Source organism: Mucilaginibacter calamicampi (assembly GCF_042676765.1).
Taxonomy (GTDB): domain Bacteria; phylum Bacteroidota; class Bacteroidia; order Sphingobacteriales; family Sphingobacteriaceae; genus Mucilaginibacter; species Mucilaginibacter calamicampi.
Window position 1 is genome coordinate 1 of record NZ_JBHTHU010000022.1, and the last position, 14,648, is coordinate 14,648.

Genomic DNA, 14,648 nt, shown 5'->3' on the forward strand with positions numbered 1-14,648 from the left:
ATTCGTGTTAATGCGCATAACTCTTAGCTTTGGTTTGTAAAGCTAATCTGTTACCGAATTATCTGACCTTTACAGCAATGACAGAGTTTTTTCGCGCTCACTTCCAAATTTGATAGCGATGTTTTTATAATACAGCGCAACCAATTATTGCTAACTTGCGGGTAAACCAATAATACCATGAAGAAGTCCCTGCCATTCATAGCACTATGTTTGCTGAGTAGCTGTTACGTCATCGCGCAGCAAAAACAAGCCATATTTATAAGCTACAATAAAGCCCAGCCCCAGCAGGCATTTGGGGTTGCTCAATTGGAAAAGGCAGTAGCAACACAAAATATTTCGCTGGCAAAAAGCGCCACAGGAGCTATTGTGGTTAAAACAGTTGTTACATCATCCCTAAAGCCACAAGCCTACAGCTTTAAAAAGCAGGGTGCTAATTACGTTGTAAGCGGTGGCGATGCCACCGGCGTAATGTATGGCCTGACCGAGCTGGCCGATCAGCTATCTTTACATAAATCAATAGCTGCTATAAAGCCTTTTGCTGATAAGCCTTACATAGCCAAACGCGGCATTAAGTTCAATATCCCACTGGATGCCCGCACCCCAAGTTATGCAGACGAGGGTACGGCCGCGCAAAACAATATAATTACCATGTGGGATTTTACCTACTGGCAAAACTACCTTGATAACCTGGCGCGATACCGCTACAATGTGCTTTCGTTTTGGAGCTTGCACCAGTTTCCGTCAATGGTTAAAGTGCCTGAGTACCCGGACGTAGCGCTGGATGATGTGTATGTACTGGATGACCTGAAAGGTAAAACAATGCACGTAGTTAAAAAGATCACTATCGACGAAAAAATTGCCTTTTGGAAAAAGGTATTTAAATACGCTAACGACCGTGGTATTGAGATTCAATGGTACAACTGGAGCGTATTTGTAAACGGCGCCGAAGGCAAGCACAACATTAAGGAAAAACAGGACGACCCGGTTGCTATTGATTACACCCGTAAAAGCGTTAAGCAATTTTTGCTAACCTACCCTAATGTAACCGCCATGGGTGTTACCGCGGGCGAGAACCTGGACACTAAATTAACCGGCAAATACACCATTGAGAACTGGCTGGCCCAAACCTTTGGACAAGGGATGATGGATGCGCAAAAAGCTAACCCTGCTTTAAAAAAGGTAAAATTCATTTTCAGACAGCATTATACTAAGATGGACCTGGTTAAAGAGGCCTTTAAGGGCTATACCGGTCCGTTTGAGAGTGAGTTTAAGTATTCAAGGGCCAGGATGTACTCAACGGTTAGTCCGCCGTGGTTTGACAGTATTTACCGCGCCGATGCTGAAAAATACAAGCTAAAAATATGGCAGAATGTGCGTAACGATGATATTTTTATCTACCGCTGGGGCGCGCCGGAGTATGCCGAACAGTTTATGAAAAACTTCCCCACCGATATTTCGCCGGGCTACGTTATCGGGCCTGATGGTTATATGTATGGCAGGGATTTTAGCAGCAAAAACGCCGATGTTTACGGCAAAACCGAGATAGAAAAAAACTGGTACAGCTTTATGATCTGGGGTCGTGCGGGATATAATCCTAACTTACCTGTCAGCTTTTATAAGGACCAACTTAGGCTGCGCTTCCCCGGGACGGATGTTGATAAGCTGTATACTACCTGGTCGGCAACGGCTGATGTGATATCGTGGATTGATAAGCTGTGCTTTAAACCTAACGATTTTGAAATGCATATGGAAGGCAGCTACAACAGGCAGGGCTTTTTTGACCTGAACAGCATGATAGCGTCGGCAGAATTACCGGTGCAAAACGTAATATCCATTGCTGATTTTGCCAATGCTGAAGGGAAGACCAGCAAGATAACGCCATTTGAAATTGCCGATAAGCTGGATGCTGCCGCAGCGATATTGTTGAACGGTTCGGAAACCGTGCCGCACACAAAGGATGCAGACCTTGACGAAACCATTGCCGACTTTAAGTCATGGGGATATATGGCGCGGTACTATGCCGCTAAATTTAGGGGTGCCACTTACACCGCGCTGCTGCGTAAAACCGGCAAGGAAGAATACCGCGAAAAAGCGGTTGCCGCCCTTACCACCGCGCTGGCCGATTGGAAAAACTATTGCGCCGTATCAACCCCGCGTTACAAGCCGCAGGTATTTGGCCGCATCCCTCGCAAGGTGTTTGATTGGGTATCCTTCATTCCGGATGTTGAAAAGGATATAGAGATAGCCAAAACCGCCAAACAAGGCGAGCCGGTTAAAGTGGCTAAGGATAATATTTTGTGGAAGATAACGTCGAAGTATTATTAGCCCCATTTATTAATGAATGAATACTTGATTTTAGCGGTCATCTATTTATTGTTTATCGCAATATCATATACTGTGTATGTAGTAGGAATTAAGCTAAATGGGCTTGTGTTGCTAGCGTTCATGCTCTTATATTTCGTTGGCATTTATTTTTTGTTTGAAGCAATCAATCAACTTCATCAGTATCTACGAAATAGTAAAATATTAAATATAGATTTTGGTCATGCAAGCCTTGAGCTAATATTGCTTATGTTGTTTTGCTATATAAATTCATCTATAGTTATATTTTTCATTCTTTATAAAAAACATAAACTAAATAAGATTTGAAGCGAAATTTAAAAATTTAGAGCATTGACAACTTTTTTTAAAAAGTTGTCAATGCTCTAAATTTCAAAATACTACAATAAGTAACCTTTAATCATTAATCGGCGAAGGCGTATCACCGCTACTAACCACCAATCTTTTTATCACGATATTGTGAGTAGATTCGTCACTGCTGACATTCCAAACCTGGCGTAAGGTATAATGATACAGGTAACTGTCTTTGCGGCTTTGCCAACCCGCCAATTGCGGGCTATCAGCTTTCACCTCGCCGTACCAGTTAACGATGAAAGTAACCAGAAACTCATTGTTAGCTGTGCGTTTAACCTGAATATTGCCAATATCGTGGAAATTCCATTTTGTTTGCGTTAACAGATTATTGTACCATTGGGTGAAATCAGCATGGCTCGCAAGCGGTTTCCCACCACCCGGAAACGACGCGTACAGGTCTTTACCAGCCAGATGATCTAAGTAATAAGCCACCGGCGCGGCATGCTCAAAATGTGTAAACCAATCGTAAACAAACCGTCTTACATCGTTGGTATTAGTTGCGCTTAAACTAGCTTGGGGTTTAAGTTTTTTTTACTTGTGTTTCGTGTTCTTTAAGTGAACCGGTTTGCGCCCCGGCACTTGCAGCCATCAGCACAAAGGCTAAAGCTGCTAAAATTGTCTTTTTCATTATTGTATATTTAAAATTTTAATTAAAACCCATGTGCTGCGGTTGCAACGTCGGCCCACTCTTCCCAGGTGGCTAACCTGTCAGCATAAACCTGTTTAACCCATGGGAAACCTACCTTACCCAAAAACAAGCGAAGCGGAGGATTTTCGCTGTCTATCAATAATTCCATAGCCGCTGCGGTGGCTTCGGGTTTACCGAAACTATCCGGGCTAAGTCCGGCCTGAAAATCCTCTTTCAACTTACTGTAGGCCTCAATAGGCTCGCTTGCAGATGCTGATACACCACCCCACTCTGTAGTAAAACCATTAGGTTCAACTATGGTAACCTTTATACCAAATGAGGCAACTTCGGCAGCCAGTGTTTCGCTTAATCCTTCTACCGCAAATTTTGACGCATTGTAAATACCAAGGGTAGGCATTACCGCCTGACCAAGCGCGCTTGAGATCTGCACGATATGGCCGTGCCCCTGCGCACGCATTAATTTAACTGCGGCTTGTGTTACCCACAAAAGGCCGAATACATTGGTTTCTATCTGGTCGCGGGCTTCCTGTTCACTCAGCTCTTCAATTGTACCGAAATGGCCGTACCCCGCATTGTTAATAACCACATCTATCTTTCCAAACTGAGCTGCGCCCTGCTCAATGGCTGCAAAACTTGCTGCCCTGCTATTTACATCCACTTGCAGGGGTAAAATGTTTTCACCATAAATTGCTTTCAACCCCTCAAGGCTTTCTATATTCCTTGCGGTTGCAATAACCTGATCACCGCGTTTTAAAAAGGCCTCGGCCCAAATTTTACCAAGCCCCCTTGAGGCTCCGGTTATAAAAATTATCTTTTTCATTTTCTTTTGTTTTGATACCTCAAATTTCCGCAGAAACGCCGGCCTGCCTTATAGTGAAATCAAAGACGTTTATATGAATTTCAAACAATGCCGAAAAAAATCTAATTTTAACTTATGTCTGTTGAAACCTTAGATACAAAAGCCATTGAACTGCTGCGGGATATCCCGGATATAATACCGGTACTACGCCGGTATTATGAAACCTGGACCATTAAAGTGTTTAACCGCGAAACGCATAGCTGCAAAAGCTACCTATCGCCCAACCGGCGCGACTTTTACAAGATTCTTTTTATTACCAAAGGCGTTGGTGTGTTTACCCTGGGAATGAACACATATTACATTGATGAGCCTACTATCCTGTTTCTTCATCCTAACGAGATCATTTCGTGGAAAAACCTGGCAGAAGAATCTGCCGGACATTACTGTTTGTTCAAAAGGAATTTTATAGCAGACCATCCTGTTCTGAAAAGCGCAATAGATAAATACGAACTATTCTCAGATAATCACAAAAGTGTTATCCGGATGTCGCCGCAAACGGTTGCTACAATAGAAGAGCTATTCAGGCGCATGCATGAAGAAGCGCTGATAGGCGGCGATCTCGCCGAGGATTCACTTGGCGCTTATATGCAGCTTATAATGATCGCGGCAGCAAAAACAGCCAACTACCCTAAACCCGATGCTGTATCTGATGAGTTTAAACATATCCATGATTTCTTCAGATTATTAGAAAAAGAAACGTCGCTTATTAATCACGACAACCCTATACGCATTAAAACGGCCCAGGAGTTTGCCGATAATCTGGCAGTGCATCCTAACCATCTCAATGTATTGTTAAAAAAACACACCGGGCAAAACGTAAGTGCGCACATTAAACACAGGCTATTAGAAGAAAGTAAAGCGCTGTTATTACAAACCGACTGGACGTTACAGGATATAGGCTACGCCATCGGTTTTGCAGATCAGCCCAATTTTAGTCAGTTTTTTAAAAAGAATGCGGGTATTACACCCGCTGAGTTCAGGCGTGGGTATTCTTTAAGTTGATTTAATTGATACTTACTATTTAATTCTTAAATACACTTATGTATCCTTCCTTTAAAACTAAACTCGCCATTGCTTTATCAATTGCCTTTTTATGCTGCAGCTATTTTGCTAATGCACAAAATGTGGTTAAAACCATTAAAGGCTACATACGCGGCGTGAGCGAAGGAGGTATAACTGTGTTTAAAGGAGTGCCCTATGCCGCGCCGCCGATTGGCCAGCTACGGTTTAAAGCCACCCAACCACATCAGGCCTGGCGCGATACCTTAGCCGCTACCGAATTTGGCAGCAACGCCACCCAGGCATCAGGCGGAGCAGAAGACTGTTTAACGCTTAACGTATATACGCCCAAAGCTGATAATGCCAAACGGCCGGTTATGGTTTGGGTGCATGGCGGCAGCATGACATCAGGAAGCGGTAAAGGGCAAAACGGGCACGTGTTTTCTAACGATGACGGCATTGTTACTGTTACCATAAATTATCGCCTGGGCATTTTTGGCTTTACTTATTTAGATGATGTAAACAAGGCCTATGCCGGATCGGGAAATAACGGGGTACTGGATTGTATTATGGCGCTGCGCTGGGTAAAAGAAAATATTGCAGTATTTGGCGGCGACCCAAACCGGGTTACCATAATGGGCGAATCGGCAGGAGCTAAACTGGTAAGCGCTGTTTTGGTTGCTCCGTCTTCAAAAGGTTTGTATCAACAATACATTGCAGAGAGTGGTTCGGTACAATGTGTACGCGATATTAACACCGCCAAAGCCGAGCGCGACAGGATATTACAGCAGCTCCATTTAAGTAAAAATGATGCGGCCAGATTATTAACCATGTCTGCCGATTCTTTGATGAAAGCACAGGCAGCAGTGAGTGCCGGGGTAACAGGCTTATTATTCTGGGGGCCGGTGAATGACGGGGTGGTAATAACGAATGACCCTTATAAATATGCAGCGAATAAAAAACTGCCCGCAGTAAAGGCTTTAATAGGCACCAATGCTACCGAAGCCACGCTTTTTATGGACAGATACCCGGCACTAAAAGCGCCTGATACTACTGTTTTAAGAGCACTGTTTGCTGATCTGGCACCTATGGTACATAATACACTATTAAAAAACCGGGAAACTCTGCAGCCTTATGATGCCGCAGCCAAAACCATTACCGAATACATGTACACCATACATAATTACCGCTGGGCTAAAGCTATGGTTAACGCGGGTATACCAACCTATGTGTACCGTTTTGATTATAGTGATGATGCGTTAGGTGCGGCACATGCGCGCGAAATGCCATTTGTTTGGTTTGATCCCACATCAAAAGCCATGGAAAATGCAGAGAAACGCCTTTTAGCCATAAACATGCATAAAGCCTGGGTATCATTCATCAAAACCGGCAACCCTAACGTTGCCGGCCTGCCGCAATGGCCGCTTTACAAAACAACTATCAAGCCTGTAATGGTATTCAATACCACCAGCCGGATAACCAACCTGAAAACCGTATTTGACGATCCGCATTTCCCATCTACCGTGATGGTATTCAAGCAGTAGTTTTACCGCTATATAAGCAACTTCTATGCGCTCAGCAGGGTTTTGCGCTTTATAAAACCCTGCTGATACACACACTATATAAACGTTAAATAATACGTATATAATAATGCAAATGCCATCATTGAAAGCCTTATCAGGTTTTTGGTTTTGACGCTACCTTCCGTCGGCGAGAATGAATCGGGCTGCGGTTTTATAAAGAACGCCAGCAATCTTTCGTAATGTAGCAGCAGTATAAACAATACTCCAGCAGTAACAATTAGGGCCTGAAACAAAGCGCCCAGGTTTAAATGATAGAAAATATCTATCAACGTAATATTCAACATCAGCGAAAACAGGATAACTGATCCTAACAAAAGCGTTCTGCGGAACAGCAGCAGTATAGCGCCACCTAATTGTAGTAAGGCCAAAATAAACGCGAAGGTATGCGAGTAGCTAAAGTAATACCAGGTAAGTGTTTCACCACTTTGCATATTTAATGGCGTGTTTGATATATCCTTTGCCGCTGTTAGCTGCAAACCAAAAAACTTTTTAAATGCGAAAGTGCTCAGGTTAAAAGCAATGCCATAACGAATAACATTATAAAACCATACGTATATCCTGGTTGAGTTCCAGCGCTGTCTGTTTTCCTTATACTGCCATACAAACGGAAAAACTATTGACACCAGCAGGGTAAGGCCAACCAATGAAAATACCACCGGCGGAGGGAACCACGGAATAGCACCGCTATGGCCCAGCACTAACAATGCCGCCGCAACAATAAAGCCGACCATTACGCTGGTAATGGCCTTCTTCAATAATGATGTGTCTTTCATTCGGGTTATCCGTTTACCTTTTTCCAGCGATCAGTGCCCATTACTATCACTTCGGTTACTTTGCCTTTGGCATCACGGACAAACTTTACCGACCAGTCGTGACCGGGCATAATAAAGCTATCACCGGATAATTGCTTGATCTTGTTGGCTTGTTTATCCCACAGCGAAGTAAGCGTTAGTTGATCGCCGGTTAGCTTGATCTCTATGTAGGCCGCCTGCCCTTTAACCATCATTTGATACTTACCCTGATAGGCCGATAATGAAGATTGATGAAGATGAGTAGAACCACCGCTGCTAACAACGGCCGGAAAAGTAGCTGTGCATATAAATGCACTTAGTAGTACTGAGGTAAAAAGCTTTTTCATTTGTTATGTTTTTTGAAGCAAAGAAGGCCAATAACCTGCCTCGCGTCCACTCAAATCGGGATTTGAGTATTATTTTTCGACAAATGATTTTTTCGCGTTCGTTTGATATTGGCTGGGCGTTACTCCTGTTATCTGCTTAAACACACGCTGAAAAGTTGCCAGCGAGTTAAACCCGCACTCTAATGCAATAGCAGCAATGGTAAAATTGCCATAGCGCGGATCAATCAATTTTCTTTTTGCTTCCTCCACCCTAAATTCGTTTACAAAATCATTAAAGTTCTTTCCCACATATTGGTTTAGTAAGTTGGACAGCCCTTTTTCAGGAATAGACAGGCGCGCGGCCAGCATATCAACCTTTAATACCGGGTTCATGTAAAGGTTGTCAGCTATCATTAGTTTTTTAAGCTGATCATAGTAATCTGATGCTTCGTCGTCTTTAAAATGAGTTTTTACAGGTTGCTTAATGTACTCTTGCATTTCATCCCTGCTCATAATCCGTTGCCGTTTGTAAACCATCATCCCTAACCAATACACAAATACTATCGCCGGGATATATAAACAGTAATGGAACCAGGGCTCCAGGTCAGGTATAGGGAAGAGGTAACCTGCAACTATAGATACAAACCAGATGGATATTAAAACAAACACTATCTGGACCAGCATTTTTATCCATTTAAGGTCGGCCTTTCTATAGGCTGACAGGTCTTCGCTATTGATACCGCCCGACACCATGTTATAGGTAACCAGCGAATAAATCACCAGCGACAGAAAGGCCGGAATGAGCGACAGGCTATTAAAGCCAAACAATATTTTTTGTGTTATTGGCAAAACGTAAAGGTTGCTTACCAGCGGAACAGATAAAACACCCAGTACATAAAGGATAAAAATGACCTGATGTTTCGCGTAAAGTACCGTCGGTACAAAATGGATCAGGATCTTCCGGCGCGGCGTTACGGCACCAAATGCAAGGCTGCGTGCATACAAATAAACAAGGGGGCCCAATGCCATATTTAAAGGCACTACTGCCGTAAGCAGCCAGGGATATTTTTGCACAAGCCCCAAATAATCAAGTTCCATCAGTAAGGTTGATTCTGCTACAACAAAAATAAAGGCGGCTATGTAGCGGTTGCTATGGATCCTCCCGGATGAAAAAGCTAACACAATGGCTAGTATTAATCCCTGTACAACCAATGCCAGCATCAAAAAATCAATTATCCCGATAGAAATGTTCATTGATGCAAATTAGCGATTAGCGGCAAGATTTAGCTTATAACAAGCAGCTATTATTGGCATTTGCAGCCAAAGGCTTTAAATAATTATCTTGCAAAAAAGAACTTAGTATGATAAGCGATCTGGGTTTAACAGGAATTGATCATCCCGCCATTGCGGTGGCTAACGTAGATAAAATGGCCGCATGGTATTGCGATGTGTTGGGATATGTGAAATACTATCGCCATGAAAAACCCGTATGGATGCTACGTGCACCCGACGGCTCTCTGCTGGAAGTAATGCCCATTGACGACACCGCCCGCCCTGACCGGACAACGTGGACACCGGGTTGGTCGCACCTGGCTTTGCGGGTAAATGATATGGAGCAGGCTATTGTTCATTTAGATAACCATAACATTACCTGGACCAGCGATCTGATCGATGCCATTGGCGGCGGCCGTGTGCGTGCCTTTGCCGACCCGGAAGGTAATATGTGGCAGGTGGTGGAACGGATAATAAGCTGATTACAGGTGTAGCCGTATATAGGTATACACTCACTTAATATTGTATACACCTAAATGCACAATTAGCTTACATTTAGCGCCTTATCGCATCAATTTGAGGTGTTGATCCATACAAAAAACATGTGAAAATGCACAATACAACCTGCGGTTGTATACACCTGAACGCCCCAAAATTACCTGAAATGGATATCCAAAGCGCCTCCTCCCGTAAAAGGCAGCAGATGAAGATATACTATCGCCTGTAAAATGATATTGGCATAAATACCGGCCAGCACATCATCCAGCATAACGCCCCATCCGCCTTTAAAATCCTCCATCTTGCGGATATACAGTGGTTTTACGATATCAAAAAAACGGAAAAGAATTAAGCCTGTAATAAGAACAGGTAGCGTTTGGGGTAAAAAAAGTACGCTTATCCACATGCCGGCTACTTCATCAATAACCACCCTGTAGCTGTCTTTACCCCAAAAACGTTCAACTTTATTGCCAACGTATACGCCAATAAGAGTTACGGCCAGGCCCTCGGCTAAAAACAAATATGGCGAAACACCTTTGGCCCAAAGCAGCCATATAACCACGCACGTTACCGCCGCCGCTATGGTACCGCCGCCTTTAATGTAGCCTATGCCAAATATTGAAGCAATGATTTTATTCACAGCGCCAAATTACAAAATTGCTTACACGCATCAGAATAAGCGCCAATAAAAAACCCCGTGACATAAGCCACAGGGTTTGTATATTTTTATGATTGGGTATGGTTTGGATTAAAAACCGCCGCCGCCGCCATTGAAGTTGCCGCCGCCGCCGCCCGGGCCACCGCCAAAGTTGCCGCCACCGCCGCCGCCAGGGCCACGACCACCACCACCAGGACCACCACCAAAGCCGTCACGTCCGCCTCTTCTGTCTCTGTCATTCTGTTGCGTAGCAGATCTGCCTGCAAATTTCTGTAAGCGCAGCGTAAATGATAACATTACATAACGGCCTAAACGATTAACTTGTGATAGCGTGTTTCCGGAAGTGGTAACACCGGTATTCTGGTTAAGCAAGTCAAACGCCGCAAGGCGGATAGTGGCTTTATTACCCTGAAGAAAACGACGCTCAACATAAGCGCTGATGATATTAGGGTTAGGCACACTAAAGCCTGAAGTAGTGTTATAACCATAGTTGTATTGCTTGGTTATATCGTAGCTAACCGTCCAATCGCCAAAATAATTTTTTCCCTGGAATCCCAGATCAAGATTACGTGTATTAACGTTCTGGTTTGCATTACGAAGGCTAACACTATTGGTTGTTTTATTAATGCTATAGTTAGCACTTAACTGGGCATCAATAATATCGGTCAAATCAAGTCTAAAGCGCGTACCCGGCGTAAAGCTTAAGTTTTTAGCTATATTCTTTTGCGTCGCGGTCTGCACATTATTTATAATCTCATCTACAAAACCAACAGTGTTTGAATAGTTAGTACGGGCGTTAACTGTTAAGGTATACTTACGCTCGGCCCAAGGTTTTGAGTAAGTAATGTTACCACCGTATGAGTAGTTACCGTCAGCATTAACGTAACGGATCAACGTGCTGTTTCCGTCGTAAGTAGTGCGGGTAACAACTGCGCCCTTTGTATTAGAGTAATTTAAGTTAACAAAAAACAAATTACCTGATGATACACCAAAAGTGTTATATCTTAATGAGAAATTGTTATTAAACTGTTGTTTCAGATCAGGGTTACCTTGTACTTTACTAAATTGATTAGAGTTGTCAAGAACCGGCTGTAGCTGATCAAATGAAGGCTGGCTTGCGCTACCATTATAGTTAGCCGTTAATGATTCGTTACGTGAGAACTGGTATATAAACCGCGCTGTTGGAACAACATTGGTCTGGGTTTTTCTGGTAGCCGGGAAATTAGCAGCCGCGCTACGTGAAGACTGACCTTCTAATACAGAAGGTTGAACACCCACACCCAGGGTTAAATTATATTTAGTTTCAATTAAACGGTAGTTTAATGCAAACCTGTGCGTTGTAAAGTTAAATGTGTAGTTATTACTCAAATTGGCATCTAACAACGGGCTGCCACTGTCTAAACCAACCACTCTTCTGTCGTTACTTGTAGTTGACCGGGTAAGGGTATAGTTTAAATCTATAAACGATACGGTACTCAATGGCTCCATGTACGAGATGTTACCACTAAGAGAAGTTGATTTATTGTCCTGATCTATCTGCTGTTTACGCGGAGCAGTTGGGTTAGGCAAAGTCCCTTCAAACAACGTCAGATCAGAAAGAGAATTTGATTTGCTTGTTGATGAATTGGCACTTAAGAACATGCTCAGGTTACGCCCCTTTGCAGAGAAACGGTGGTTGAATAATGCTGTAATACCAAAAGTTGGAGAGCTTGATGTACCGGTAGAAACTTGCTTGTACCTTGTTTTGCCAATGGTTGGATCGGTATTAGTGATCAAGGTATTGGTTTCGCTGTAGGTATTAGACACAGAATTACTGAAAGATGGTACTACTTTTAAATAATTTACAGTGTCAGGTCTCCACTCCAGATTATATTGGAACCTGTGGTTGGTAGGACTGCTCTTTGAAAGCGATTGTGTATTGGTAAGAATAGTTGAAGCGCCCGGCAAAGTTGCAGATGTTGAATTTGTAGTAGTTGTATTATCATTAAAGCTATAGCTGCCATAAGTAGCAACTTTCTCGCCCCATTGATCGCGATAGTTAATACCAATAGAACGGGCTACCGTTATACCGCTTTGGTTGCTTACGCCTGCGCCACCAGCGCCGCCACCACCACCACGGGCACCGCCGCCACCGCCGCCGCCACCGAAGTTGCCGCCGCCACCACCGCCGCCGAAGTTGCCGCCGCCACCGCCGCCGCCAAAGTTACCGCCACCACCGCCGCCGCCGCGATTAAAGTTAAACAGGTTGGTGTTGGTGTTATTAGCGTTAGCTAAAACAGTAATTTGCCTGTTGCCTTTAAAGTTATAGTAGTTAACAGAACCGTTGTATCTATTATCATTAACATCGGCACCATCTATGCCTTTTGGTAACACATCCCGGCCACCACCGGCAGTAGCCTGTAATGAGTAGCCGTTATTTCTGTCGGCACGTATGGTAAGGTTAATGATCTTATCCGGTTCACCGGTTCTAACACCTGTTAAGTTAGCCTGGTCGCCATAATCGTCAATTAACTGTATGCTCTCTAATATATCGGCAGGCAGGTTACGGGTTGCAGCTTGCAAGTCGCCGCCCATATAATCTTTACCGTTTATACGAATTTTAGTTACAGATTTACCTTGTGTGGTAACGTTACCCGCCGCATCAACTTCAACGCCGGGAAGTTTTTTTATCACATCCTCAACCGGGGCATTCTCGCGTACCGGGTAAGCAGAAATACTGTAAGCAACAGTATCTTCTTTTATTCTTACAGGTACTACGCCCCTAATTGTTACCACGCCAAGTTCTTTTGATTCCGCTTTTAATGTAATTGACCCCAGGTCAAGCGGTTTAAAATCTCCATCAGCAAAAGTAAAGCGCTTGCGGATGCCCTCATAGCCTAAAGAGGTTACAGTTAAGGTCATGCCGGTGCCGCCAACATTGGTAAAGGTAAACTTTCCGTCTAAACCGGTAACGGTAGTAGTGCTATCGCCGGCGTTTGATACGTATTTTACGGTAGTTCCCGGAACAGATAATTTGGTGCTGTCAATTATCATTCCCGATACCTGCCTCCCGTTTTGCGCCAAAGCGCTGTTAACAATTAAGAAGGCTAAAATAAAAGGTAAAAAAAGATATTTCATACAGGTTTTATGCTCGTTAAAAAGAGTTGGTCGATATTATATTTTATCGTATCAGATGCAAAGGTTCAACTTAAATTACGTTTAACTGAAAACAACAATACGATTGTTACACACTCCTTGAGTTATCATTATAATTGTTACATTTCAATGATAATGCACTAATTTTTTTAATAATTTCAAACGTTTGCGTGTAAAAATAACACAAGCGCAAATATACACCTGTTTTCTAAGGCGGCAACGTTTAAATTAATAAATTGTTCTTTATGCTAATAAATAGTTACATAGGCTATTAATAATTTTAACAGCTACTGATATGGTTATTGCTGAAGTAATTTGATATTTGCATTTCAAGTATTATTTATGACACATTTATCTGTCAACATTAACAAGATAGCAACGCTGCGTAATTCGCGCGGCGGCAACAACCCCAACCTGGTTAAAACAGCATTAGATTGCGAGCGGTTTGGTGCACAAGGAATTACCGTACACCCACGGCCTGATGAGCGGCATATCCGCTATCAGGATGTCTTTGATCTGAAGAAAACTATAGCTACAGAGTTTAATATTGAGGGCAATTGCACCGAGCAAAAGTTTGTTGACCTGGTACTGGCCAACAAACCCGCGCAGGTTACTTTAGTACCCGACGCGCTTGGCCAGATCACCTCAAACCACGGTTGGGATACCATAAAACACCGGCAATACCTCCGCGATATCATCCGGGTTTTTAAAAATGAAGGTATAAGGGTTTCTGTTTTTGTTGATCCGGTTGTTGAAATGGTTGAAGCTGCTGCCGAAACAGGCACCGATAGGATAGAATTGTACACCGAAGCCTATGCACATCAATATCATAACAATAGAGAGCAGGCAATTACACCTTACATAAAAGCTGCCGAGGCGGCCAACAAAGTGGGCTTAGGTATAAACGCCGGGCACGATCTTGACCTGCATAACCTGCAATACTTTGCTCAAAACATACCGGGCCTGTTAGAAGTAAGCATTGGCCACGCGCTTATTTGCGATGCCTTGTATTACGGCTTGGAAAATACCATACAAATGTATTTGCGACAGCTTGTGTGAGCAATATAATTGGCCTCAGACACCTGTTTACCAAATACTATTTCCCGGGTAGGTGAATTGTCAACAATTGGCGTAACAATTGGCTCACAATTAATTAAAATGTACCTTTGTGGCAACATTACATT

General features: G+C 43.3%; 12 protein-coding genes. 5 read left to right on the forward strand and 7 right to left on the reverse strand.

Features of this window, described 5'->3' with window-relative positions; all coding sequences use genetic code 11:
- Positions 1-177: 177 nt before the first annotated feature.
- Positions 178-2,325, forward strand: a complete 2,148-nt coding sequence (locus tag ACFQZS_RS17490) for a hypothetical protein (protein ID WP_377102265.1) — start codon at positions 178-180, stop codon at positions 2,323-2,325.
- Between the two features lie 411 nt (positions 2,326-2,736).
- Here the strand turns inward: ACFQZS_RS17490 and ACFQZS_RS17495 are convergent, their stop codons facing one another.
- Together ACFQZS_RS17495 and ACFQZS_RS17500 are read right to left on the reverse strand one after the other, a co-directional pair.
- A complete protein-coding gene (locus tag ACFQZS_RS17495) occupies positions 2,737-3,126 on the reverse strand; it encodes a hypothetical protein (protein WP_377102267.1) in 390 nt (129 codons plus the stop codon).
- A gap of 218 nt (positions 3,127-3,344) precedes the next feature.
- Positions 3,345-4,163, reverse strand: a complete 819-nt coding sequence (locus tag ACFQZS_RS17500; RefSeq protein WP_377102268.1) for an SDR family NAD(P)-dependent oxidoreductase — start codon at positions 4,161-4,163, stop codon at positions 3,345-3,347.
- Between the two features lie 114 nt (positions 4,164-4,277).
- Between ACFQZS_RS17500 and ACFQZS_RS17505 the strand changes: the two genes are divergently transcribed.
- Both ACFQZS_RS17505 and ACFQZS_RS17510 read left to right on the forward strand, forming a co-directional pair.
- Positions 4,278-5,204: a helix-turn-helix domain-containing protein gene (locus tag ACFQZS_RS17505; RefSeq protein ID WP_377102269.1), complete on the forward strand. Its 927-nt coding sequence runs from the start codon at positions 4,278-4,280 to the stop codon at positions 5,202-5,204.
- 38 nt (positions 5,205-5,242) lie between these two features.
- The gene (locus ACFQZS_RS17510; RefSeq protein WP_377102270.1) at positions 5,243-6,745 is read left to right on the forward strand and encodes a carboxylesterase/lipase family protein; all 1,503 of its coding nucleotides are present in this window, start codon (positions 5,243-5,245) and stop codon (positions 6,743-6,745) included.
- 74 nt (positions 6,746-6,819) lie between these two features.
- Here ACFQZS_RS17510 and ACFQZS_RS17515 read toward each other — a convergent pair whose 3' ends face one another.
- The 3 genes from ACFQZS_RS17515 to ACFQZS_RS17525 all read right to left on the reverse strand — a co-directional run bounded on the left by ACFQZS_RS17515 (position 6,820) and on the right by ACFQZS_RS17525 (position 9,155).
- A complete protein-coding gene (locus ACFQZS_RS17515; RefSeq protein ID WP_377102271.1) occupies positions 6,820-7,557 on the reverse strand; it encodes a hypothetical protein in 738 nt (245 codons plus the stop codon).
- A 5-nt stretch (positions 7,558-7,562) separates the two neighbouring features.
- The gene (locus tag ACFQZS_RS17520) at positions 7,563-7,922 is read right to left on the reverse strand and encodes a DUF3471 domain-containing protein (RefSeq protein ID WP_377102272.1); all 360 of its coding nucleotides are present in this window, start codon (positions 7,920-7,922) and stop codon (positions 7,563-7,565) included.
- Between the two features lie 69 nt (positions 7,923-7,991).
- Positions 7,992-9,155, reverse strand: a complete 1,164-nt coding sequence (locus tag ACFQZS_RS17525; protein WP_377102273.1) for a helix-turn-helix domain-containing protein — start codon at positions 9,153-9,155, stop codon at positions 7,992-7,994.
- A gap of 107 nt (positions 9,156-9,262) precedes the next feature.
- On the opposite strand from ACFQZS_RS17525, the gene ACFQZS_RS17530 reads away from it, so the two are divergent.
- Positions 9,263-9,655, forward strand: coding sequence for a VOC family protein (locus ACFQZS_RS17530; RefSeq protein ID WP_377102274.1), 393 nt, complete (start codon positions 9,263-9,265; stop codon positions 9,653-9,655).
- 173 nt (positions 9,656-9,828) lie between these two features.
- On the opposite strand, the gene ACFQZS_RS17535 is transcribed toward ACFQZS_RS17530, so the two are convergent.
- The gene (locus ACFQZS_RS17535; protein ID WP_377102275.1) at positions 9,829-10,311 is read right to left on the reverse strand and encodes a phosphatidylglycerophosphatase A family protein; all 483 of its coding nucleotides are present in this window, start codon (positions 10,309-10,311) and stop codon (positions 9,829-9,831) included.
- A gap of 108 nt (positions 10,312-10,419) precedes the next feature.
- A complete protein-coding gene (locus ACFQZS_RS17540; RefSeq protein WP_377102276.1) occupies positions 10,420-13,446 on the reverse strand; it encodes an outer membrane beta-barrel protein in 3,027 nt (1,008 codons plus the stop codon).
- A 360-nt stretch (positions 13,447-13,806) separates the two neighbouring features.
- On the opposite strand from ACFQZS_RS17540, the gene ACFQZS_RS17545 reads away from it, so the two are divergent.
- Entirely contained in the window at positions 13,807-14,523 is a 717-nt protein-coding gene (locus ACFQZS_RS17545) for a pyridoxine 5'-phosphate synthase (RefSeq protein WP_377102277.1), read from the forward strand.
- Positions 14,524-14,648 lie beyond the last annotated feature (125 nt).